Source organism: Brachybacterium sp. p3-SID1565 (assembly GCF_025143785.1).
GTDB lineage: Bacteria > Actinomycetota > Actinomycetes > Actinomycetales > Dermabacteraceae > Brachybacterium > Brachybacterium epidermidis.
On record NZ_JAMBDS010000035.1, the window covers coordinates 1 to 22,220 of the forward strand.

Sequence of the window (22,220 nt, forward strand, 5' to 3'; positions counted from 1 at the left end):
CCCCTTCGAGGGGCCGCATCCCGCCATCCCAGGCGGGAGGACATGCGCAGGTCACCTGACCGGCGCACCGTGACAGACCCCCGTACGAGCGCATACTCTGCGGGGTGCCCCGGGCCACACCGACGCGGCCCCGGGGGGCTCAATGAGGAGAACCTATGGGAACGATCTTCCTGTACGAGATCGCCGGCACCGCCATGCTGCTGCTTCTCGGTGGCGGCGTGGTCGCCAACAACATCCTGGCCAAGACCAAAGGCTTCGGCGGCGGCTGGCTGATGATCAACTTCGGCTGGGGCCTCGGCGTGTTCGCCGGTGTCTACGTGGCCTACAAGACCGGCGCGCACCTGAACCCGGCCGTCACCCTGGGCCTGCTGGCCAACGGCTCGGACATGTTCGCCGGCAACCCCGACGCCGGGCTGGCGGCCATCCCCGGCACCATCCCCAACGTGCTGGCCTACCTGGTCGCGCAGCTCATCGGTGCCTTCATCGGCGCCGTACTGGTGTGGCTGTCCTACAAGCAGCACTTCGACGTGGAGGAGGACCAGGGCAAGATCCTGGGCGTGTTCTCCACCGGTCCGGAGATCCGCTCCTACGGCTGGAACCTGGTCACCGAGATCATCGCTACCTTCGTGCTGGTGCTCGTGATCATCATGTTCGGTGCCACCCCCTCGGGCCTCGGCCCGCTGGCCGTAGCCCTGCTGGTGCTCGTCATCGGCGCCTCTCTCGGTGGGCCCACGGGCTACGCCATCAACCCTGCGCGTGACCTGGGCCCCCGCCTGGCGCACGCCGTCCTCCCGATCCCCCATAAGGGCAGCTCCGACTGGGGCTACTCGTGGGTCCCGATCGTCGGCCCGATCATCGGCGGCATCCTCGCGGGCCTCGCCGCGAAGATCCTCGCCTGACCTGTGCGGGGGCCGTCCTTCCCGGGCGGCCCCCGCTCCACAGCCCCGGGGCGCGCTGCGATGCGCCCCACCCCCGAACCACCCGACGGCGGGCCCCCGCCGACGGGCGCACCATCACCACCGCTCGAGATCATCATCGAAGGAGACCCGATGAACGACGAGACCATGTACATCCTGGCCATCGACCAGGGCACCACCTCCACCCGCGCGATCATCTTCGACCACGCGGGCCAGATCATCTCCACCGGCCAGCAGGAGCACGAGCAGATCTTCCCGAAGTCCGGTTGGGTCGAGCACGACCCCAAGGAGATCTGGCGGAACACCCGAAAGGTGGTCGGCGAGGCCCTGGTCGGTGCCGAGATCAACCGCCACCAGCTGGCCGCCGTGGGCATCACCAACCAGCGCGAGACCGCGGTGGTGTGGGACAAGAACACCGGCGAGCCCGTCTACAACGCGATCGTCTGGCAGGACACCCGCACCGCGAAGATCTGCGACGAGCTGGCCGGCGACGAAGGCGCGGAGAAGTACAAGGAGCGCGTGGGCCTGCCCCTGGCCACGTACTTCTCCGGGCCCAAGGTCAAGTGGATCCTGGACAACGTCGAGGGTGCCCGCGAGAAGGCCGAGGCCGGTGACCTGCTGTTCGGCAACACCGACTCGTGGCTGGTGTGGAACATGACCGGCGGTGTGAACGGCGGCGTGCACGTCACCGACGTCACCAACGCCTCCCGCACCATGCTGATGAACATCGACACCCTCGACTGGAACGAGGACATCGCCAAGGACATGGGCATCCCGCTGTCCATGCTCCCGGAGATCAAGTCCTCCTCCGAGGTGTACGGGTACGGTCGCAAGCAGGGCTTGCTCATCGACACCCCGATCGCCGGCATCCTCGGCGACCAGCATGCCGCCACCTTCGGCCAGGCCTGCTTCGAGGTGGGCATGGCCAAGAACACCTACGGCACCGGCAACTTCATGCTGATCAACACCGGTGAGGAGCTGGTGCGCAGCGAGAACGGTCTGCTGACCACCGTGTGCTACAAGATCGGTGACAACAAGCCGATCTACGCCCTGGAGGGCTCCATCGCGGTCACCGGCTCGCTGGTGCAGTGGGTGCGCGACAACCTGGGCCTGATCAAGGACGCCCCGGAGATCGAGAAGCTCGCCGAGCAGGTCGACGACAACGGCGGCTGCTTCGTGGTCCCCGCGTTCTCGGGCCTGTTCGCCCCGCACTGGAAGGCCGACGCCCGCGGCGCCATCGTGGGCCTGACCCGCTTCCACAACAAGGGCCACATCGCACGTGCCGCCCTGGAGGCCACCGCCTTCCAGTCCCGTGAGGTGCTCGATGCGATGAACGCCGACTCCGGCGTGGACCTCACCGAGCTCAAGGTGGATGGCGGCATGGTGAAGAACGAGCTGCTGATGCAGTTCCAGGCCGACATCATCGGTGTGCCCGTGGTGCGCCCCAAGGTCATCGAGACCACCGCCCTGGGTGCCGCCTACGCGGCCGGCATCGCCGTGGGCTTCTGGGACGGCGAGCAGGACGTCATCGACAACTGGGACGAGGACAAGCGCTGGGAGCCCTCGATGGACGAGGAGACCCGCGAGCGGTACATGCGCCTGTGGAACAAGGCCGTGGAGCGCACCTTCGACTGGATGGACGACGACGTCGAGGCGCTGCAGGCCTGACGATGCACGGCAGGCCCGCTGCGCGCTGGCGGCGGGCCAGCTGGCCTGATCAGGCCGGGCGCACTGCTCTCGCCTGCCGGACGGGCACCCACTTGATCTGGCGGCGGTTGCGCCGCGCCGGCCTGATCGCAGACACGCCGTCCTCCAGTCTCGAATCCCCTGATTGCCACCGCCGACGGTGGCAATCAGGGGATTCGCGTATGTGCAGCGGCGTGTCAGAGCGGGAGGTGGCCTGGGCACCCCGTGCCCCGGGAGCACGGGCCCGGCACCGTCTGCTGCATGAGTTACGGGTGAGTACGTTCCAGATCCTGGAATGTACTCACCCGTAACCGTCGGTGAAGTGGGATGGGTGGTGTTCCGGGCCGACGAGCGGGGACGGGTGGTGTGTGCTGCAGGGCCCCGTTCCCTCACCCTCCGAACAGGCGCTCCTCCGCGGAGCCTCGCACGCCGCCGCCCACCTGCACCGCGAACAGCGATCCGGCCTGCGGGTCCTCGCCGGCCTCGAGGTTCTCCCGGCTGGTGGTGATGAACAGCGTGGAGCGGTCGGCGCCGCCGAACGTGCAGGCCGTCACCTGTCTGGCGCCCACGGTGATCCGCTCGGTCACACTGTCGTCGGAGTCCAGCCCCAGCACCTGGGAGCCGCCGTTCATCGCCACCCACACGTTGCCCTCCGCGTCCAGGCACAGCCCGTCGGGATGGCCGTCCTGCTCGTTCAGGTCCGCGAAGGTGCGCCGCTGCACCAGGCCCGCGCGGTCGTCCCAGTCGAAGAGGTCCACGCGCCCGGTGGGGGTGTCCACGTAGTAGGCGCGGGCGCCGTCGGCCGTGAAGGCGAGTCCGTTGGAGACGGTGATGCCGGCGAGAATGCGGGTGGTGGTGCCGTCGGGCATCAGGCGCCACATCGCGGCCGCGCCCTCGGCCTGGTCGTAGTGCATGGAGCCGCACAGGAAGGAGCCGTCCGGGGCGATGGCTCCCTCGTTCATCCGCACGTTTTCCTCCCACAGCGGCGGCAGCTGCTCGATGGAGCCGTCGGCGTCCTCGAGGGCGAAGCCCTTCTCGATCGCCAGCACCGCGCCACCGCTGGAGGCGGGGCGCACGCAGGCCACCACGGGGCTGGGCGTGGCGATGCGGGCGACGGCGTGATCGGTACCGGCGCTTCCCTCGGAGCTCGCGCCGTCGGACCCCACACTGCCCACGCTCGTTCCTTCGGCCGACAGCTGCATGATGTCACCGGCCAGCATGTCCACCCAGCGCAGGCCTCCCCAGGTGTCGGACCAGTGGGGCCCCTCGGCGTGGTAGCAGATCGAGTCGGTGATGCGGTCGGCGTGCATGGGGCCTCCGGTTCCGTGGCGGCCGCGCGGTCCCGAGCCGGGATGCTCGGAATCGAAGCGGCAGGACTGCTACCACCGTACGCGCCGTGAAGGGTCACGGGGGCATGCCCCGTGGACCTACTCCTCCAGCGCCCGCCCGCGCTGCTCGGGAAGGGTGAACGCCGCAGCCGCGGCCAACGCGAACGCCCCGGCGAACACGGCGAAGGCGAGCACCTGGGTGCCGGTGGCCACCAGCACCGGTACCAGGAACGGCGCCAGCAGGGAGGCGATCCGCCCGAACCCTGCTGCCGCCCCGGTGCCGGTGCCGCGCACGGCCGTGGGGTACAGCTCCGGGCCGATCGCGTACAGCGCGCCCCAGGCGCCCAGGTTGAAGAAGCTCAGCGCGCAGCCGGCCGCGATGATCATGGTCTCGCTGTCGGCCATCCCGTAGGCTCCGGCGGCCAGTGCGGAGCCGGCCAGGAAGATCGTCAGCGTCCAGCGCCGACCGATCACCTCGATCAGCCAGGCCGCTGCCGCGTAGCCGGGGATCTGGGCCAGCGTGATGATCAGGGTGAAGGTGAAGGACTTGGTGAGGTCGAAGCCGCGGTCCACCAGCAGGGTGGGGATCCAGATGAACGCCCCGTAGTAGGACAGGTTGATGCAGAACCACACCACCCACAGGGCGGTGGTGCGGCCCCGCAGGCCGCGGGACCAGATGCTCTCGCGGTGCTCGGTCCCCGCGGCCGGCGGCGAGGGGTTCGTGGCGGCCGACGGCGAGGCGTTCGCGGCGGCCGACGGCGAGGGGTTCGCGGCGGCCGACGGGGAGGTGCCCCGGGCATCGACGCCCGAGTCGCCCGCCGCCGACGCGCCCCCACCCCCCGGCTCGATGCCGGCGGACTCCTCGAAACGCTGCACGATCTGCTCGGCCTCGTCGTGGCGGCCCTTCTTCTCCAGGAACCGCACCGACTCCGGCATGCCCAGGCGCACCACCAGCGAGTAGAACGCGGGGACCATGCCGATCGCGAGCGCCCAGCGCCATCCGTTCTCACCCTCCGCGGCCACGAAGGTGCCGATCACGGCGGCCAGGATCCAGCCCAGCGCCCAGAAGGCCTCCAGCCACACGATCACGCGCCCGCGGATCCGGGCGGGGGCGAACTCGCTCATCAGGGTGGAGGCCACCGGCAGCTCGGCGCCCAGGCCCAGCCCCACCACGAAGCGCAGTGCGATCAGCATCGCGACCCCGCCGGCGAGGGCCGAGGCGCCGGTGGCCAGGCCGTACACCAGCAGGGTCAGGGCGAACACGTTGCGGCGGCCGATGCGGTCGGCCAGCAGACCGCCCAGGGTGGCGCCGATGGCCATGCCGGCGAACCCGGCAGAGGCGATCATGGAGGCATCGCCCTTGGTGATCTGCCAGTGCACGGACAGCGCCGCGATCACGAAGCTGATCAGGCCCACGTCCATCGCGTCCAGGGCCCAGCCGATGCCAGAGGCGCCCAGCATCCTGCCGTGGCGGCGGGTGAAGGGAAGGCGGTCCAGGCGTTCGGCGCGGGTGAGGGTGGGGGACTGCGTGGCGGCGTCGTGCTCGCTCATCACGTTCTCCGGTCCAGGGGGAGGGGATGGTCGCGGGACATCGTGCCACAGTGACGCTAAGGGTCTCTCTCCTGCTCTGCGACGATGGGGGCATGCCCGCCCTGCTGCCGGATCCCGCCTACTTCGCGACCCTGCCCAAGATCGTCTCCTCCGGGGCGGTGATCCTGCGCGACGAGCTCGACCGGTTCGTGATCGAGAAGCCGAACTACCGCGACCACTGGCTGCTGCCGGGCGGCACCGTGGATCCGGGGGAGGATGCGCGCCAGTGCGCGCAGCGGGAGGTGCGCGAGGAGCTCGGCCTGGATGTCGAGGTGGGGCGGATGCTGGCGGCGAACTGGGTGCCGGCGCGGGCCTCCCGCGGCGCGCCGATGGGGGTGCACTTCGTGTTCGACGCCGGGGTGATCCCCGCCCCGCAGCTCGAGGAGCGGATCGTGCTGCAGCGCTCGGAGCTGGATGCCTGGATGCTGGTCGCGGAGTCCGAGGCGCATCTGCTCTCGCCCTGGGGAGCGCAGCGCGCTGTGCGGGCGCTCGCGGTGCTGCGTGGAGAGGCCGAGCCGGACCTGCTGGGCTGGGGCGGCTGAGAGGGTTCGGAGCCGCCCCAGCGCCTGGCCGGTGCCGCGTCGGCCGCAGAGCCCCCGGCCCGCACCCCGGAGTCCTCACACGCTCGGTGCGGGGCCCGCCGGCTGGGTAGGCTCGGGCACCGGCGCGCGGGCTGTACTCGGCCGATGGACGGGAGCAGCCACCAGCATCCACTCACCGCGGGGCTGCCTCCCGGAACCGCAGCGTCGTTCCCGGCGCGGCCTGGGCCAGCAGGTCCAAACCGCGCGGGGTCAGCACCCCGATCACGGGATACCCGCCGGTGGCGGGATGATCGGGCCCGAACACGACCGGCAGTCCCGAGGGCGGCACCTGGATCGCTCCGGGCACCATCGGCTCGCTGGGCAGGGTGCCGCTGCCGTCGGGCACGGGCAGTGCCTCGCCGTCCAGGCGCACCCCGACCCGGTCCGAGTCGGCCCGGACGGTCCACTCGCGTGCGAGCAGCGCACCAACGGCGGCCGTACCCAGCTCGGAGTGCCGCGGGCCCAGGGCCACGGGGATCTCGATCCGCTCCTCGTCCTGGCCTGCGCCCAGCGCTGCCGGCACATCCTCGCCGCCACCGTCCCCTCCCGGGGCGCACCACGGCACCGCGTCGAGTCCTCGCTCGGGGCCGACCAGCACCTGGTCTCCTGACCCCAGCGGTTCCGGGCCCAGCCCCGAGAGGGTGTCGCGGGAGGCGGAGCCGAGCACCGGTTCCGCCTGAATCCCGCCTCGCACCGCGAGCACGATGCGCAGGCCGTGCGCGACCGGGCCGATCTCCACCGTGTCCCCGGGATCCAGGGCGATCGGATGCTCCCTGGTCTCCGCCGCCGCCACGTCGAGGTGTCCGCTGTCCTCATCATGCCTGGTCACGACCACAGCAGCGGGCGCGCCGGCGATCGCGATCACCGACGGGGCGGTAGCCCGCAGCCGCACGGGACCCAGCAGCGCTTCGAGGGCAGGCACGAACGGGGGGTTCCCGACGGCCCGGTTCGCTCGGGCCAGGGCACCGCGGTCGAACGCACCCGAGCGGCTCACCCCGATCCCGGCATGCCCGGGCCGGCCTCCGTCCTCCACCAGCAGGCGCGGCCCCGGCGATTCGACCACGAGCACCGGTCGGGCTGGGTGCAGGCGCGGCACGCGCACCGATCCGCCGGAGGTGCGCCTGGCCAGAGCAGCGGTCACCGCCGAGGCCCTCCTGGCCGCCTCCGTCGGGGCCGTGGCCAGGCGGCCCGCCGTGTGCAGCAGCGCCGCACCGCGACGGGACTCGAAGCGCCCCCGGGTGCCGGGGGTGAGCAGGGCCGGCTGCTGTCGGGCGGCGTCGAACAGCACGGCGTCGGTGCGGCCGATGAGCTGCCAGCCTCCGGGGGAGGGCCGCGGGTAGATGCCGCTGTAGCCGGCGGCCAGGGCCACCGACCCCGCAGGCACCGAGGCGCGCGGCTCCTCGCGCCGGGGCACCTGCCACCTCCAGCGGTCGAGGTCGGGCCCGGCTGCAGCGTCGCCGGGCGATCCCCCGCCCGCCGTCTCGGGCAGCAGGTAGGCGAACCCGGGTGCGAAGCCGCCGAAGGCGGCGGTCCACGTGGTGGAGCAATGGGTCTGGACGAGTCTTTCCCGGGAGATCCCCAGCACTGCCGCAGTGGAGTCGAGGTCCTGCCCGTCGTAGACCACGGGGATCACCACCTCACCCGCACCGGTGTGGCCCGGTGCCCCCACGGGCAGGTCCACCAGCAGCGCCGAGAGCTCCCCGGGAGTGGACAGTGCGGTCCCGCTGAGCAGCAGGGTCCGTTCGGCCGGCACCACCTCCAGCAGGGCAGCAGGGGCGAGGTCGCGCAGCGCCGAGGCGACCTGCAGCACCGTCGCGGTGTCGGCGTACTCGGCCAGGACGGCGCGCTCGCCGATCGGCCGCACCGTCAGCGGAGGCGGAGCGAGGGCGCGGTCCTCGTCGGCCCCGGGATGCTCGGCATCGATGGTCACAAGGCCGCCTCGAGCCCGACGCCCGCCTCCCGCAGCGCGGTCCGCACACTCCGCGCCAGGGCCACCGCGCTCGGCGTGTCGCCGTGCAGGCACAGGGTGCGGGCCTCGAGCTCGATCCAGGTGCCGTCCAGGGCCCGCACCCGCTGGTCGATCGCGATCGAGACGGCCTGCGCGGTCACGGCCTGCGGATCGGTGAGCACGGAGCCGGGGCGCGAACGGGGCACCAGGGTGCCGTCGGGCGCGTAGGCCCGGTCGGCGAATGCTTCGGCGAGCACCGGGATCCCGGCCTCGGATGCGAGGCGGCCGACGAGCGACCCGGGCGCGGCCACCAGGGGGAGCGGCGTCGGTCCCGGGCCTGCCGCACCGCCGGGCGCGGGACCGGCGGCCAGCTCGCGGATCGCGGTCACCACGGCACCGGCCTGGGCCGCGTGGTGGACCACTGCGTTGTACAGCGCGCCGTGCGGCTTGATGCCCCGCACCTGCGCGCCCTCCACGGCGGCGATCGCCTGCAGCGCCCCCACCTGGGCGATCACCTGGTCGGTGAGCTCGGTGGGGGAGATGTCCAGGAAGCGTCGCCCGAACCCGAGCAGGTCCGGATACGCCACGTGCGCTGTGACCGCCACCCCGTGCCGATTCGCGCCCGCGCAGGCCCGACGCATCGTGGTGGGATCCCCGGCATGCGCCCCGCAGGCGATGTTTGCCGTGGTCACCACCTCGAGCATCGCCTCGTCGTCCCCCATCGGCCACACCCCCAGGGCTTCCCCGAGGTCGGCGTTGAGGTCGATCGATGCGCGGGCGACAGGGGACGCGGTGAGGGACGCGGGTGAGGTGCGGTCCTGCTGTGCGGCGAGGCGGCGGTCCACGTCGGCTCCTCCCATGGCGCTCGGCGGTCGTTGCCACCATTGTCCGCTGTCGCGCCGTCGGATCCACAGTGCGGGACATCGATGGACTGCAGACGAGGAGATCGCCGAGGTGTTCTACGGACCGGCATGATCCTGCTCGACACCCACGCCTGCTGTGGCTGGTCGGGGACGACCCCCGGCTCGGTTCGTGCCGTCTGCCCTCTGCTGTCGCGGGAGGATCGCGTGTGCTTCTCCTCGATCTCCATCGCCGAGATCACCATCAAGCACATGCTGGGCCGGCTGTCGCTGCCCGGGCCGGAGACCTTCCCGGGGGTGTTCGGGGATTCTGGTCTGGTCGAGCTGTCGTTCCGCTCCGATCACGCGATGACGCTGCTGGAGGATGACAGTGCCCGATACGCTCGCACGATGGACGCCCAGCACACCACGCACCGCACGGACGCCGCCCCGGCCTACACCGCCGGCAGCCTGGACAGCGCGGCGCAGGTGCTCCAGCAGGCCGATGGCTCCACGCCCGCACCGGTGCTGTCCCTGACCGATGAGCAGCTGGCGGGCACGGACGGCGACCGCGCCGACCAGCTCACCGCCCTGCCGTGGCTCGCCGAGAACACCGAGGACATCGAGGACATCGAGGGCGACACCGTCACGGGCCGCCGTGCGTTCGCGGCCGGTGTGGGGCTGCGCTCCCTGGTGGCCTCAGGGTTGGTGCGGATCGTTGCTGATCCCATCGGCACTGACGGGGACGGAACAGGGAGTCGCTGGCAGGCCGTGCCGGTGCTGGACGGCTGCCTGGTGCTGCGCCGCGCCGCGAACGTGGTCACCTCGGTGGAGCGCACCATGAACACCCCCAGCGGGCCGCAGGTGAACCGTCTGTACTACTACACCCATCCCAGCGGAGTGCTCGAGGAGGAGGTCACCGCCTCCGGGATCCACCACTTCACACCGTTGCGCCCCGAGCAGGCTCCGGAGCGGATCGCCGCCCTGGTCGACCCGGCCGGCGTCGCAGGTTCGGCCGCGGGCCGAAGCGAGGGCCTGGCCGTCCTCGCAGGCTCCGACGGCGGTGCCGACCCGCTCGCTTCCACGTCGGCCGCGCAGGACCTCGCCGGCCGATTGGCCGGCACCCTGGCGATGAGCGTGGTCACCGTGGTGCGTGCCGGAGGCGGCGGCGTCGAGCAAAGGAGCCTCACAGCCACGGCCACCGAGCTGCTGCTGATCGAGGGAGCAGACGCGCAGGTGCGGGCCCGGGTGCTCGATGCCGAGGCGCTGCGGGAACTGGCGGTGGGCCTGGTGGCCTTAAAGGTCTGAGACGGGCGCGGAGCCTGCCGCGGTAGTACTGGCCGCGAGTCCACGGGCGGGACTACACCGACCAGCGGCCCTGCTTCCGCCCGGCCGCCGCGAGCGTCTCCGCGTGCGGTCCCAGCATCTCCCGGAACGCGCCCTCGCGGTCCTTCGGTGCCGGGGTGATCAGGAACAGGAACGCGCCCAGCACCGCCCAGGCGGCCAGCAGGATGTACTCCTCGGGCCAGATCAGGGACATGCCCGTCTGCGGGATCAGGGCGAAGGCGATCACCAGCACCGCGCCGATCGCGCCCAGGGCCGGCAGGAACGCGGGCCGGGCCCTGTAGCCGTACTCGAGGCCGGGGTAGCGGCGCGGCATTCGGTACTTGGCGATCACCACCAGCAGCCACACGATGCCCAAGAACACGCCACCGGCGTCGAGGAACCACACGATGGCGCCCGGGCCCAGCCAACCCAGGCCCAGCGTCGCGGCCAGCACGAACAGCAGCGCCCGGCGGGGCACCCCGGAGCGCTCGTCGATGTGGGCGAGGCCCGCGGGCAGCAGTCGCGCCCGGGCCAGGGCCAGCACCACGCGGCTGGAAGCCACGAACAGACCGATGAAGCTGGTGATCAGGCCCAGCACCGCGATCATGAACGCGGCGAAGCCAAGGATCGGCATCCCGGCGGCGGTGAAGGCGTCAATGGTGCCCAGCTCCATGCCGGCCACGTCCTCCCATGGCACCACGTAGGCGGTGGCCAGCAGCACCGCCGAGTAGAACGCGGCAGCCACGGCGACGGTGAGCACCACGGCCCGGCCCACCTGGTGGGGCTTCAGGCTGGACTCCTCGGCCAGCACCGCCACCAGGGAGAAGCCCACCACGTAGGTGATACCGGGGACCACCATGCGCAGGGTGGAGGCGACGGGGGGCTGCTCCGGGGTCCACATCGGCCACAGGTTCGAGGGCGAGCCCGTCACCAGGGCGGCGATCACCAGGGCAGCACCGATCAGCAGCATCACCGTGAACAGCGCCACCTGGATCTGCGCCCCCAGCGACACCCCGAACCAGTTCAGCGCGAACACCGCCAGCGCCAGGGCGATGCCCACCGCCAGCACGGGCAGCGTCACCGCCTCCCCGGCCACCTCGTACAGCGGGATCGACCCCATGGCGGGCACGTACTTGGCCAGCAGCGTGCCCAGCGCGGTCACGTAGAAGGAGAGCGAGGCGATGTAGGCGCCGATGTGGAACCATCCGGTGGCGAACCCGGCAGAGCGCCCCAGGGCGGCGTAGCCCCACACCACCTCACCGCCGGCACGGGGGATGGCGGAGGTGAGCTCCCCGTAGGCCAGCGCCACGCAGGCCGCGAGGGCCGCGCCGGCCAGTAGCCCCAGGATCATGCCGCCCGCGCCGAGATCCGCGAAGAAGGTCGAGGAGGTGTAGATCCAGCTCGAGCCGACCACCCCGGCCACGCCGAGCGCGATCAGCGAGGTGAGGCCGAGGGACTTCTTGAGCTCCGCCATCGGAGGTCCTTCCGTTCGAGGGTGTCGCCACATTGTGCACGCGGTCGCCACCCCATGCGAAAGCGGGTCTCTCGGTGGAGCGGACCAGGCGCACGTGGACCGGGCCGCGGGCCTGGTCGAGCAGCTGATCCGCCGCAGCCTCGAGCACCTGGCAGAGGAGGAGACGGAGATCGACGTCGAGGCCCACCACCAGGTGGCCCTCGAAGCGGCCCGACGTTCGATCGTGCTGCTGGAGAACGACGGGATCCTGCCGCTCGCGGAAGGGGCCGAGGGAGCGCTTGCGGACTCGGTCGACGGCGCGCAGGACGCTCCCCCCGGGACTGCCGATTCCGTGATCGCCGTGATCGGCGACTTCGCCCAGACCCCCCGCTACCAGGGCGCCGGCTCCTCCCACGTGAACCCCACCCGTCTGACCTGCGCCCTCGGTGCGATCCGGGGCGATCTCCCGGCCTGTCCGTGTGACCGGGGACGAGCCGACCCCCGTGGTGGACACCACCTGGACGGTCGGGGAGGTGATGGCGCTGCCTGCCGCGCAGGCCGTGCTGGCCCCGCTGTTCGCGCAGATGCCTATCTCGCAGGACGAGGAGATGCAGAAGATGATCGAGCAGATGCCGCTGAACCGGCTCTCGGGCCTGGGCGGCCTGGACCGCGCGATGATCCAGCAGCAGCTCGTGGACCAGGTCAACGCGGCCCTCTGATCGCGGTTCAGGGGTTTGCGGCGACCACGCCGGGAAGATCACCGAAGCGTGCCTGCGCGTCTCTGCTGAGCAGGATGCGACCGGTTTGTGCGGCATGGGCGGCGATGATCAGGTCGTGCGCTCCGCGAGGCCTTCCCGAGCGCCGTGCGTGGGCGATGAGTCGACCATGGTGGGCAGCAGTAGCCTGGGTGTACTCGAGTACGTCGACCATGTCGATGATCGTGGCCAGAGCGCGTGCGCGGGCTGCGGCGTGCGCGGCGGTACGCGCCAGCTCGATCCCGGTCCGGTACTCGGCAACCGTGACGGCGGCGATCGCCAGCTCGTCATCGTCGAGCGCCCTCTGGTCCAGCACACCGTGCTCGTAGTCGATGAGAACGTTGGTATCGATGATCAGTTGTCGTCCCACGGTGTCCCCGTGCTTTCGGCTACGAAGTCGAGGGCTTCGGCGATATCGGCCCTGAGGTACTCGTCCGGGGGTGGCAGCGCCGCAAGTGCATCCCGGAGGTCCCTGCCGGTACGGCACACGGCCGGGCGCATCTCGGCGATGGGCCGGTTCCCCCGGGTGACCACCACGGACTCGCCTGCTTCGATGGAGTCGAGCAGGTCCGAGAATCGCCGAGACGCTTCCGTGGCGCTGATGGTTCGCATGAGCCCAGAGTATCTGATAATCAGACTCTGCATGCGTCATTCCCTTCGGATGAACCGCGATGGGGTCGGGACTGGATCACCAGGTGGTCTCGGGGGAGGGTCGCTTGTCGGTCCTGGTGGCTGATCACTGGGGGTGATTGCCTGCCCGTGGATGCCGACTGCCTCCCATTGGTTCGGGATCGGTGAGCGGTGGCTATGACCCGTGGGCGTCGTGATGACCAGATCCCCGCTTGCGGCATCCCGGGACGTCGACCAGCCGGGCAGTTCCACCACGTAGTTGAAACGCTCGCACAGGCCGGCGCCGTTCTCGGGCGTGGTTCTGCCACCGCGGGCGTGCCCCTCGATGTGGTGGACGTGGCGGGAGGCGGCCTCGCACCCCGGCGTGCGGCACTGCCGTTCCCGGGCCAGTACGAAGCGCCGCATGTGCCCCGTGAACAGCCGCTTCCTGGCATCCATGGATGTCAGTTCCCCCGTCACCGGGTCGGCGTAGAGCCGGCGGATCCAGCGTCGCACCTCGGTCGGTGGTGGTTCTGAATCGGGCGCTGGTGCTGGTACTGGTGCGGGACTGGGCACAGACCCTGGCCCGGAATCGGACGGAGGCGTCGCGGTGGATACGAGTGTCGAGGACGGGGTGAGGGCAGCTCCGGGCGGGGTTGCGTCCTCTGCCGCCTTCGGCTCCGGGAAGAGCCGGCCGGTGAGGGCGAGGTGGCGCGCGACGGGGCCGGGAATGGGGTGCCCCTCCAGCTGGGCGGTGTCGTTCGCACCGGCCAGCAGGGTGCGGTCGGTCATCAGCAGCTGGATCTCGACCGGGGCGATGGCGTGTTCCTGACCGGTGACGCGGGTGGTGAGGGCGTCGGCCATGACCTGACCGCGAGAGCGTCCGTCGCCCTCTGCGCGGGCGGCATCGGCGGCGGCACTGAGGGAGGCGTACGCGGCGACGCCCTCGTGCAGGGGCAGCAGGGCCGACAAGCGCATCATCCCCTCCGCGGCCGGGCGCTGACTCACGTGACGCTGGTCGGCGTTGCGCTGGAGTCGGGCAACGGCGGCCTCCTGGTCCAGGGCGTCGGCCCGCGCCCGGGCCCTCCGACCGGCGGTGCGAGGGGACACCTGGTGGAGAGTCGGGGCGAGCTCCGCGTCGATCTGCTTGCGGTCCTCGTCGTCCAGGAGGATCACGGCGCGGGCGACCTCTTCCGCGGCCCACCCGGAGACGGCTCCTTCGGCCATCCGCTCCCAGATGCGAGGCAGGGTCTCGACGATCACGCGACGCAGCGCGAGCTGATTGCCCGCCCGCGACGGTGAGATGCCGCGTGCGAGAGCGATCTCGTCACCGGTGCCGGAGCCGAGCTTCGATGCGGGAAGACCGGCTGCCCTCTGGGTCTTGATCCGCTCATTCCGCAGAGCGATCTCGTAGCCGGATTGAAGGGCATCGAGAATGTTCTTCAAGCCCTCGATGGCACTGATGGCCTCGACCAGTGCGACGGCATCGGGCGCTGATGGGGCCTGCACCCGGTGGGAGGTCGCGGGGGTGACGGACGCGGCGACGGAGTGCAGCGCCGGGGTGGTACCGGGGCGCACGGAGGCGATGCTGCTGGTCAGATCGCTCAACTGGGCTCGCACGTCCGTGAGTGCGTCGAGCGTGGGGGAGCAGGGGGAGGCGGCAAGTGCGGTGCTCATCATCATCTCCTCCACCCTCATATCGAATGCGTGTACGAAACCAGGATAGGGGAGCTTCGGGGCGCCGGCAATGCTTTCACAAGAAGGCGTCAAGAATGTGGATAACCGACCATTGTGGAGGAACCTCGGGGCGTCGATGTGGATCAAGCAGGACTCAGGAATCCCCCACGCCGGTGGAGTCCAGCAGTCCACGGACGTAGGCGACGTCCCGGTCGTACAGCTCCGCATGGCCGTACAGCTCCGGGTTCTGCTGCTCGACCGACTGGTGCCGGGAGAAGCCCGCCAGGATCCGCAGGCGGTCGTACGGCGCGAAGTCACTGTGGCACGCCACCTCCGGCCAGGGCCGGGCGCTCCCACACTCATCCCGGCATCGGATACGCGGGCACGGTGCCTGGCAGGAACTCCACGATCTCGCGTCCGGCCTCATCGAACCCGAGCGGGCGGGGGACCTCGGTGACCCCGGCTGCACGGCAGTGCTCCATGAGGCGGTGCACCGCCGGGGACCACGGACCGCCGGTACGCAGCACCGTCGCACCCCGACGCGACACCAGCCCCATGCTCCCACCGGCCAGTGCGATCTCCTCGCCCGTGTCATGATCCATTCCACGTCTTCAACACGTCCTCGATGCGCCCGTGGATGCGCAGCGTGGCCTGATCGTCACCGCGCGTGGGACCGTCGTTGACGATCACCACCGGGGTGCCTGCCCTCACCGCTGCCCGCACGAACCGCAGCCCCGACTGCACGGTGAGGCTCGACCCCAGCACCAGCAGACGGGACGCCTCCTGGAGCGCGCCGTACGCCGCGGCCACCACCTCCCGACGGGCCGACTCCCCGAAGAACACCACGTCGGGCTTGAGGATCCCGCCGCAGAGCCCGCAGGCCGGGTAGCGGAAGTCCGAGGTGCGATCCACCTCCGCATCGCCGTCGGGCGCCTGCGCCGCATCGGCCGCGAGCTCGGGCAGGCGGGCGGCGAGCTCGGGATTCATCGCCAGCATCCGATGGTGCAGCGACTCGCGCCGGGTGAGGGTGTCGCAGCTCTGGCAGCGCACCCGGTCCAGCCGTCCATGCAGGTCGATCACCGGCTCCGAGCCCGCCTGCTGGTGCAGGGCGTCCACGTTCTGGGTGATCACCGCGGTGACCGGCAGGGTCGATGCACCGAGCTCCGCCAGCAGCACGTGCCCCCGGTTGGGACGCGCCCGCAGGAACTGCGTCCAGCCCACCGTGGAGCGCGCCCAGTAGCGCCGCCTGGCGAGGTCCGACCCCATGAACTCCTGGAACGTCATCGGTGCCCGGGGCACAGCATCGCGCCCGCGGTAGTCCGGCAGTCCCGACCCGGTGGACATCCCCGCCCCGGTCAGCACGGCCGTCGGCTCCCCGGTGAGCAGATCCCATGCCTCCTCCACCAGCTCGGGGGCGCTCGCCAGCCCATAGCTCGCACCCTCGACGGGGCCCCAGGCGGGCATGCGCATCAAGGGGCGAGAGGAGGGGGCCAGGGCCGACGAAGCGCTGACCGGGGCCGACGGGGGAGCGCTGGCAGTAGCAGACCGGGGAGCGTCGATGCGGGCCGGGGCGGTGGCGGTGGAGAACCAGCGGCCGACGTCCGCGGCCGGTCCGGCCTGGCCCGTCTGCTCGCTGTCGGTGCTCATCGCTCCAGCGTAGAGCCCACGTCCCCGGGGTCGTCAGGGCTTTCACGGGGGCTGCCGGCGGTGTCGTCGCGGCGCCGGGCTCGCATCCGCTGCATCACGAAGCCGATCCCCGCGATGAGCCCGAAACCCGCCACGATCACCGAGTAGATCCGCACGAAGCCCTCCAGCGCCTCCCCGCCGGCCACCCCGAAGAAGTACCCGGCCACCACGAAAGCCGCGTTCCAGATCGCCGAGCCCAGGCCCGTGGCGGCGGCGAACAGGCGCACCGGCATCCGCTCGATGCCCGCCGGGATCGAGATGAAGGTGCGCACCATCGGCACGAACCGAGCGATCGCCACCGCCGGGAAGCCGTGGCGGTCGAAGAACCGCACGGCCATGTCCACGTCCTTCTCCTCCAGCAGCGGCAGGCGCCGCACCAGGGCACGGGTGCGATCCAGGCCCAGCGCCCGGCCCACCGCGTACACCCCGAGGCCGCCGACCACGGATCCCAGCGTGGTCCAGAAGATCGGCACCAGCACGTGCTGGTCGTTCGCGGCCGCGCTCACCCCGGCGAAGGGGAGCAGGATCTCCCCGGGCACCGGAGGGAACAGCGCCTCGGCGGCGATCACCAGGGCGATGCCCGGCCCACCCAGGAACTCCATGACGCGGATCGCGAGATCGGCCAGATCCATGCGCGCTCCGTCCTGCCCTGGTGCCGAGGTCACTGCCAGGGTCCGACGGGGAGAGTACCGACCGCGGATGACGCGCCGGTGAACATCTCGGGACGGCCCTCCCCGGTCTGCCCCGATCGGTCCCGCGATGTCCGTTTGCCACCTATCCTTCGACTACGGCGACGAGTGGTGGCGCCCGCGGGGCAGCGAAGGACGTCGAGGACAAGGCCGAGCAGGTGGCCGACCACCCGTGGATGGAGAAGGCCGCCCGTGCCGGCGTCATCATGAGCGGGGTGGTGCACCTGCTGATCGGCTGGATCGCCCTGCAGGTGGGCTTCGGATCGGACTCCGAGAGCGCCGACCAGTCCGGCGCGCTGAGCATTCTGGCCGAGGCCCCCGGTGGCATGGTCCTGCTGTGGGTGGGCGGCATCGCAATGCTGGCCCTGATGCTGTGGTTCGTGGCGGAGGCGTGGTTCGGCTCCAAGCGCGAGACTGACACCAAGGGCCTGGTCAAGCACGCCGTGAAATCCGTGGGCAAGGCCGTGGTCTACGCCGCCCTGGGCGTGACCGCACTGCGCTTCGGCACCGGCAACAGCAGTGACTCAGGGGAGAAGACCTCCGAGGTCACCGGCATGTTCCTGGGCAACCCCGTGGGGCGCGTGCTGATCGCCGTGGCGGGGCTGGCGGTGATCGGCATCGGCGTCTACCACATCGTCAAGGGCGTCACCCGCAAGTTCGAGGAGGACCTGCAGGCCACCGGCGGTGGCAACGTGGGCAGGGCCGTCGTGGTCACCGGGGTGGCCGGGTACGTGGCCAAAGGCCTGGCGCTGGTCGGCGTGGGCGTGCTGTTCGGCTGGGCCGCTATCGGCGCCGATCCGGAGAAGGCCACCGGCATGGACGGTGCCATCAAGCAGATGGCGGCCCTGCCAGCCGGCACCGTGCTGCTGGTCGTGGTGGGCGTGGGCCTGATCCTGTACGGGATCTACTCGATCCTGCGCTCGCGCTACGCGTCCATGTGAGACCGGGCCGCGCGCTCGATCCAGCGCCCTCCCGCACCGAGCACGAGAAGGGGCAGTACGACTCCGCGTACGCCAACATGGAGATGTACCTGATGCTGAAGGAGCGTGCCGTGGCCTTCCGCCAGGCCCCCGAGGTGCAGGAGGCGCTGGCGTACTCGGGCATCGAGGAGCTGGCCCAGCCCACCCTCGGCGAGGGCGAGTCCGTGGAGGACCTGCTCGCGGACCGATCGACCTACGAGGACTTCGACGTGGACGCGGCCGGTGCGCGCAACTACGGCTTCGTGCGTCTGAACCAGCTGGCCATGCAGCACCTGCTCGGCTTCCGGGCCTGAACTGAAGGAGAAAGCGATGACGACGTCTCCCGGTGCCCCGGCCACGATGCGAGCCGCCGTCCTGCACGGCGTGGACGACGTGCGCATCGAGGACGTCCCGGTCCCGCCCATCGGCGAGCACCAGGTGCTCGTGCAGGTGGCGGCCGTCGGGGTGTGCGGCTCGGACGTGCACTACCACCGCCAGGGGCGCATCGCCGACTTTGTGGTCGAGGAGCCGATGATCCTCGGCCACGAGGCTTCGGGGGTGATCGTCACCGTCGGGCCCGCCGTTGCCCAGGAGCGGGTGGGCCAGCGGGTGTCGATCGAGCCGCAGCACCCCTGCCGTCGCTGCGAGTACTGCCGCACCGGGCGCTACAACCTGTGCCCCCACATGGAGTTCTACGCGACCCCGCCGATCCACGGCGCGTTCGCCGAGTACGCCGTGATCGATGCCGACTTCGCCCATCCCATCCCGGAGTCGATGAGCTGGGAGGCGGCTGCGCTGTGCGAGCCGCTCAGCGTCGGCGTGTGGGCCTGCGGCAAGGCCGGGATCGGCGTGGGCAGCAGTGTGCTGATCGCCGGAGCCGGGCCGATCGGACTGATCATCGCCCAGACGGCCCGGGCCCTTGGCGCGAGCCGCGTGATCCTCAGCGACCCCGCTCCGCTGCGCCGTGAGGCTGCGCAGGCGGCCGGGTTCAGCGAGGTGCTGGACCCGGGTGCCCCAGCGGCCGACGGCTCAGCGCCCGGCGGCACATCACCCGCGCAGGTCGATGCGTTCATCGACGCCTCGGGTGCGGAACCGGCCGTGAAGGCCGGGATGCGCACGGTGCGGCCCGGCGGCCGGGTGGTCCTGGTGGGGATGGGGGCCGACGAGATGACTCTGCCCGTCTCGACCATCCTGACCCGCGAGATCGTGCTGACCGGGGTGTTCCGCTACGCCAGTACCTGGCCGACCGCGATCGCCCTGGTCGCATCCGGGGCGGTGGACCTCGATTCGCTCGTCACCGCCAGGTTCGGCCTGGCCGAGGTGGAACGGGCGCTGGAGATGGCCACCCGCCCCGAGCACCGCAAGGTCCTCGTGCTGCCCTCCGATCTCCTCACAGTCTGAGCCGCATCCCCGAAAGGAACTCGCCATGACGCTCGTCCTCGGTATCGACTCCTCCACCCAGTCCACCAAGGCCCTGCTGGTCGACGCCGAGACGGGCGAGATGCAGGACGAGCGCCGCGCGGCCCACCCCGAGGGCACCGAGGTCGATCCTCGTGCCTGGCTGGACGCGGTGGACGAGGCGGCCGGTCCCTTCCTGGAGCGGGCCGAGGCCCTCGCCGTGGGCGGCCAGCAGCACGGCATGGTGCTGCTGGACGAGCACGGCGACGTGGTGCGCAATGCCCTGCTGTGGAACGACACCCGCTCCGCACCGCAGGCGCAGGCACTGATCGAGGAGATGGGCGGGCCCGAGCAGTGCGTCGGTGAGATCGGCAGCCTGATGGTGGCCTCCTTCACCGCCTCCAAACTGCGGTGGGTGCGGGACAACGAGCCTGACAGCGCAGCGCGCGCCCGCTCTGTGATGCTCCCGCACGACTACGTCTCTCGTCACCTGGCCGGGGGAGGGGACGCCTTCACCGACCGCGGTGACGCCTCCGGCACCGGCTACTACTCCACCCGCACCGAGACCTGGGTGCCCGAGCTGGCCGAGCGCGCCCTGGGCCACGCCCTGGACCTGCCCCGCCTCCCGTCGACACCGCAGGAGGTCATGGCCCGCACCCCGGGAGGCGCCGCGATCTCAGCCGGCACCGGCGACAACATGGGCGCGGCCCTCGGGCTGTCGCTCGGCCCGGGGGACGTCTCCGTCTCGATCGGCACCTCGGGTGTGTGCGCCATGGTCACGGACGTCCGGCCCGACGACGCCTCCGGCACCGTCACCGGCTTCGCCGACGCCACCGGACGCTTCCTTCCGATGACCACCACCATCAACGCCTCCCGGATCCTCGAGGCCGGCCGTGCCCTGCTGGGCGTGGACCACCAGGAGCTCTCCCGGCTCGCGCTCGCCTCCGAGCCCGGGGCGGGCGGGGTGACCCTGCTGCCCTACTTCGACGGGGAGCGCACCCCCAACCGCCCCACCGCACGGGCCACCCTCACGGGAATGAGCGCCTCCACCACCCGTGAGGACGTGGCGCGCGCCTACGTGGAAGGCCTGCTGTGCTCCCTGGCCGACGGCATCGCGGCCCTGGAGGACGTCACCGGCACCGCTGCGGCCCGGATCGTGCTGATCGGCGGCGGGGCCCGCAGCCGCGCCGTGCAGGAACTGGCCCCGGCCGTGTTCGGCCGCGAGGTCGAGATCGCCCCGAGCGGCGAGTACGTCGCACTCGGAGCAGCCCGCCAGGCCGCCTGGGCGCTCGCCGGCACCGACGAGCCGCCGCACTGGGAGATCACCGGCAGTCGCACCGTCGGCGCGGAGGCGACACCGCAGGTGCTGGCGGCCTACCGTGAGCTCAAGGAGCGCACCGAGGGCTGGTGAGCGTCGAGCCCTCCGCCTCTCAGACCAAGCTCTCCGCCGTCTGGCCGCCAGCCGGCACGGCGTGAGCCCCCTGTACGAGGACGGTCGCGAGGTGGAATGCGAGCGTCACGTGACGGTCGAGTTCACGGACCGGGCGATTGCGTTCATGGCAGAGGGGGACCCTGCTGGGCAGGCGGGCTCCGCGGGGGAGGGAGTCTCCGCGGGGAAGGGGGCGATCCGTTCTTCTGCATGGTCGCCTACAACGCGGCGCACAACTTCGCCTGGCAGCTCCGCGGAAGGAGCTGCGCCCGGTGTGGGAGGCGGCCGATACGGCGGGGGCCGACGGCGCTGCGGGAGCAGTGGCGGGGGAGCATCCTCAGAGTCGACGCAGCGCCTCGCTGATCCGCCCAGCCCCGGACTTCGGGCTCCAGTCCGCGTGCAGCACCCCGAACTGGTCCTGGTCGCTGTCGCGCAGCTCGTACAGCAGCACCTCTCGCACCGGTGCGGTGCGCAGCGCCGTCAGGGCCGAGGACAGGCCGGCCCCCTGCTCCTCCTCGCTGAAGCATCCGGCGCAGGTCTGCAGTCCCAGCTCGGCCACCACCACGGGCTTGTGCACCAGCCGGTGCAACCGCTCCAGGCGCTCGCCGAGCGCATCGATCCGCGCCTGGTCCGTCTGCGGGTACAGGTCCACCCCCACCACGTCGAGCCGCGGACCGACCACCCCGAAGAACCGCGCCCAACGCTGCTCCATCGCATCGTCCACGGGGTAGCCGCCCGCGGTGGTGGTCACCTCCACCCCCGGCGCAGCCGAGCGGATGGCGCGCCGCGCTCGGGTCAGCACCGCAGCGAGCTCCTTGAGGTACGAGGTGGGCGGGATCTGCCCGAGGCTCTGCCCGGTGCGGATGTGCATCCCGTCGGCCTCGTTGAACACCTGCCACACCTCCACCCGATCACCGAGCCGCTCGGCCAGCACCCTCCAGTACTCGGTCATCGTGGCCAGGAACGTGCGCCCCGAGGACTGCAGCACGTCCTCCGGGACCGAGTCCGCCGTCACCAGGTACACGCGCAGGTGGGCAGCGCGGGCGAGGTCCAGCGCCCGGTCCACGGTGTCCAGTGCCTGCTCGTCGAAGGCGATGGCTCCGTCCCGGTCCCAGTCCTCGACCACGTCGTAGGCGCGCACCGCGAGGCGCACCCAGCCCCCGCCGCCCTCCCGCACCGCCCGCAGGTCCCGCTCGAAGTCCCGCAGATCCGGGTTCGCGCCGGGCGCGGGGACCAGGTACCCGCCCCGACGGCCACGGCCCCTCATCGGGACGGCCAGCAGTGCTGCGCCCGCCGCGACCGTGCCCGCCGCAGCCCCGCCCACCACGGCCCGGCGTGGCAAGCGCCTGC

21 protein-coding genes and 1 pseudogene are annotated in these 22,220 nt (G+C 71.5%); 9 read left to right on the forward strand and 13 right to left on the reverse strand.

All coding sequences use genetic code 11. The annotated features are described in order from the left end of the window. The first annotated feature begins 155 nt into the window (after window positions 1-155). Window positions 156-899: an MIP/aquaporin family protein gene (locus M4D54_RS09265; protein WP_259891058.1), complete on the forward strand. Its 744-nt coding sequence runs from the start codon at window positions 156-158 to the stop codon at window positions 897-899. A 150-nt stretch (window positions 900-1,049) separates the two neighbouring features. After that, window positions 1,050-2,585: a glycerol kinase GlpK gene (glpK, locus tag M4D54_RS09270; RefSeq protein WP_193866454.1), complete on the forward strand. Its 1,536-nt coding sequence runs from the start codon at window positions 1,050-1,052 to the stop codon at window positions 2,583-2,585. Window positions 2,586-2,992: 407 nt separating this feature from the next. Here glpK and M4D54_RS09275 read toward each other — a convergent pair whose 3' ends face one another. Continuing rightward, window positions 2,993-3,913, reverse strand: coding sequence for an SMP-30/gluconolactonase/LRE family protein (locus M4D54_RS09275; RefSeq protein WP_259891059.1), 921 nt, complete (start codon window positions 3,911-3,913; stop codon window positions 2,993-2,995). Between the two features lie 117 nt (window positions 3,914-4,030). Further along, window positions 4,031-5,482: an MFS transporter gene (locus tag M4D54_RS09280; RefSeq protein ID WP_259891083.1), complete on the reverse strand. Its 1,452-nt coding sequence runs from the start codon at window positions 5,480-5,482 to the stop codon at window positions 4,031-4,033. 92 nt (window positions 5,483-5,574) lie between these two features. On the opposite strand from M4D54_RS09280, the gene M4D54_RS09285 reads away from it, so the two are divergent. Next, window positions 5,575-6,063, forward strand: coding sequence for an NUDIX hydrolase (locus M4D54_RS09285; protein ID WP_193866457.1), 489 nt, complete (start codon window positions 5,575-5,577; stop codon window positions 6,061-6,063). 172 nt (window positions 6,064-6,235) lie between these two features. Here the strand turns inward: M4D54_RS09285 and M4D54_RS09290 are convergent, their stop codons facing one another. Both M4D54_RS09290 and M4D54_RS09295 read right to left on the reverse strand, forming a co-directional pair. Beyond that, the gene (locus M4D54_RS09290) at window positions 6,236-8,032 is read right to left on the reverse strand and encodes an urea amidolyase family protein (protein WP_259891060.1); all 1,797 of its coding nucleotides are present in this window, start codon (window positions 8,030-8,032) and stop codon (window positions 6,236-6,238) included. Next, window positions 8,029-8,817: a LamB/YcsF family protein gene (locus M4D54_RS09295; protein WP_259891084.1), complete on the reverse strand. Its 789-nt coding sequence runs from the start codon at window positions 8,815-8,817 to the stop codon at window positions 8,029-8,031. The genes M4D54_RS09290 and M4D54_RS09295 overlap by 4 nt, the downstream gene beginning before the upstream one ends. Window positions 8,818-9,021: 204 nt before the next feature. On the opposite strand from M4D54_RS09295, the gene M4D54_RS09300 reads away from it, so the two are divergent. Beyond that, window positions 9,022-10,197, forward strand: a complete 1,176-nt coding sequence (locus M4D54_RS09300; RefSeq protein WP_259891061.1) for a hypothetical protein — start codon at window positions 9,022-9,024, stop codon at window positions 10,195-10,197. Between the two features lie 52 nt (window positions 10,198-10,249). On the opposite strand, the gene M4D54_RS09305 is transcribed toward M4D54_RS09300, so the two are convergent. After that, entirely contained in the window at window positions 10,250-11,689 is a 1,440-nt protein-coding gene (locus tag M4D54_RS09305) for an APC family permease (RefSeq protein WP_259891063.1), read from the reverse strand. Window positions 11,690-12,147: 458 nt separating this feature from the next. On the opposite strand from M4D54_RS09305, the gene M4D54_RS09315 reads away from it, so the two are divergent. After that, window positions 12,148-12,387, forward strand: a complete 240-nt coding sequence (locus tag M4D54_RS09315) for a hypothetical protein (protein ID WP_193866461.1) — start codon at window positions 12,148-12,150, stop codon at window positions 12,385-12,387. Window positions 12,388-12,394: 7 nt separating this feature from the next. On the opposite strand, the gene M4D54_RS09320 is transcribed toward M4D54_RS09315, so the two are convergent. The 7 genes from M4D54_RS09320 to M4D54_RS09350 all read right to left on the reverse strand — a co-directional run bounded on the left by M4D54_RS09320 (window position 12,395) and on the right by M4D54_RS09350 (window position 17,027). Then, window positions 12,395-12,793, reverse strand: coding sequence for a type II toxin-antitoxin system VapC family toxin (locus M4D54_RS09320; protein WP_193866462.1), 399 nt, complete (start codon window positions 12,791-12,793; stop codon window positions 12,395-12,397). Next, window positions 12,778-13,035, reverse strand: coding sequence for a type II toxin-antitoxin system Phd/YefM family antitoxin (locus tag M4D54_RS09325; protein ID WP_259891064.1), 258 nt, complete (start codon window positions 13,033-13,035; stop codon window positions 12,778-12,780). Before M4D54_RS09325 ends, M4D54_RS09320 begins: the two co-directional genes overlap by 16 nt. A 36-nt stretch (window positions 13,036-13,071) precedes the next feature. Continuing rightward, the gene (locus tag M4D54_RS09330; protein WP_259891065.1) at window positions 13,072-14,709 is read right to left on the reverse strand and encodes an HNH endonuclease signature motif containing protein; all 1,638 of its coding nucleotides are present in this window, start codon (window positions 14,707-14,709) and stop codon (window positions 13,072-13,074) included. Window positions 14,710-14,863: 154 nt separating this feature from the next. Beyond that, entirely contained in the window at window positions 14,864-15,040 is a 177-nt protein-coding gene (locus M4D54_RS09335) for a hypothetical protein (protein ID WP_259792334.1), read from the reverse strand. A 28-nt stretch (window positions 15,041-15,068) separates the two neighbouring features. Next, complete coding sequence (locus M4D54_RS09340; RefSeq protein ID WP_259891066.1) at window positions 15,069-15,311, reverse strand: hypothetical protein; 243 nt, start codon at window positions 15,309-15,311, stop codon at window positions 15,069-15,071. Continuing rightward, window positions 15,301-16,179 (reverse strand): Sir2 family NAD-dependent protein deacetylase, encoded by an 879-nt coding sequence (locus M4D54_RS09345; RefSeq protein WP_396121484.1) that lies wholly within the window; start codon window positions 16,177-16,179, stop codon window positions 15,301-15,303. The genes M4D54_RS09340 and M4D54_RS09345 overlap by 11 nt, the downstream gene beginning before the upstream one ends. Window positions 16,180-16,352: 173 nt before the next feature. Further along, window positions 16,353-17,027, reverse strand: a complete 675-nt coding sequence (locus tag M4D54_RS09350) for a DedA family protein (protein WP_193866467.1) — start codon at window positions 17,025-17,027, stop codon at window positions 16,353-16,355. Between the two features lie 215 nt (window positions 17,028-17,242). On the opposite strand from M4D54_RS09350, the gene M4D54_RS09355 reads away from it, so the two are divergent. From M4D54_RS09355 to xylB, 4 genes and pseudogenes are all read left to right on the forward strand, one after another. Beyond that, window positions 17,243-18,025, forward strand: coding sequence for a DUF1206 domain-containing protein (locus M4D54_RS09355; protein ID WP_259891068.1), 783 nt, complete (start codon window positions 17,243-17,245; stop codon window positions 18,023-18,025). 8 nt (window positions 18,026-18,033) lie between these two features. Further along, a pseudogene (locus M4D54_RS09360) lies at window positions 18,034-18,357 on the forward strand (xylose isomerase); the annotation flags it as partial. A 16-nt stretch (window positions 18,358-18,373) separates the two neighbouring features. Beyond that, window positions 18,374-19,444 carry an NAD(P)-dependent alcohol dehydrogenase gene (locus M4D54_RS09365; RefSeq protein WP_259891069.1) on the forward strand — a complete coding sequence of 357 codons (1,071 nt, stop codon included), beginning with the start codon at window positions 18,374-18,376 and terminating at the stop codon, window positions 19,442-19,444. 25 nt (window positions 19,445-19,469) lie between these two features. Then, complete coding sequence (gene xylB, locus M4D54_RS09370; protein ID WP_259891070.1) at window positions 19,470-20,852, forward strand: xylulokinase; 1,383 nt, start codon at window positions 19,470-19,472, stop codon at window positions 20,850-20,852. A gap of 355 nt (window positions 20,853-21,207) precedes the next feature. On the opposite strand, the gene M4D54_RS09375 is transcribed toward xylB, so the two are convergent. Continuing rightward, window positions 21,208-22,212 (reverse strand): hypothetical protein, encoded by a 1,005-nt coding sequence (locus tag M4D54_RS09375; protein WP_259891071.1) that lies wholly within the window; start codon window positions 22,210-22,212, stop codon window positions 21,208-21,210. Window positions 22,213-22,220: the final 8 nt, after the last annotated feature.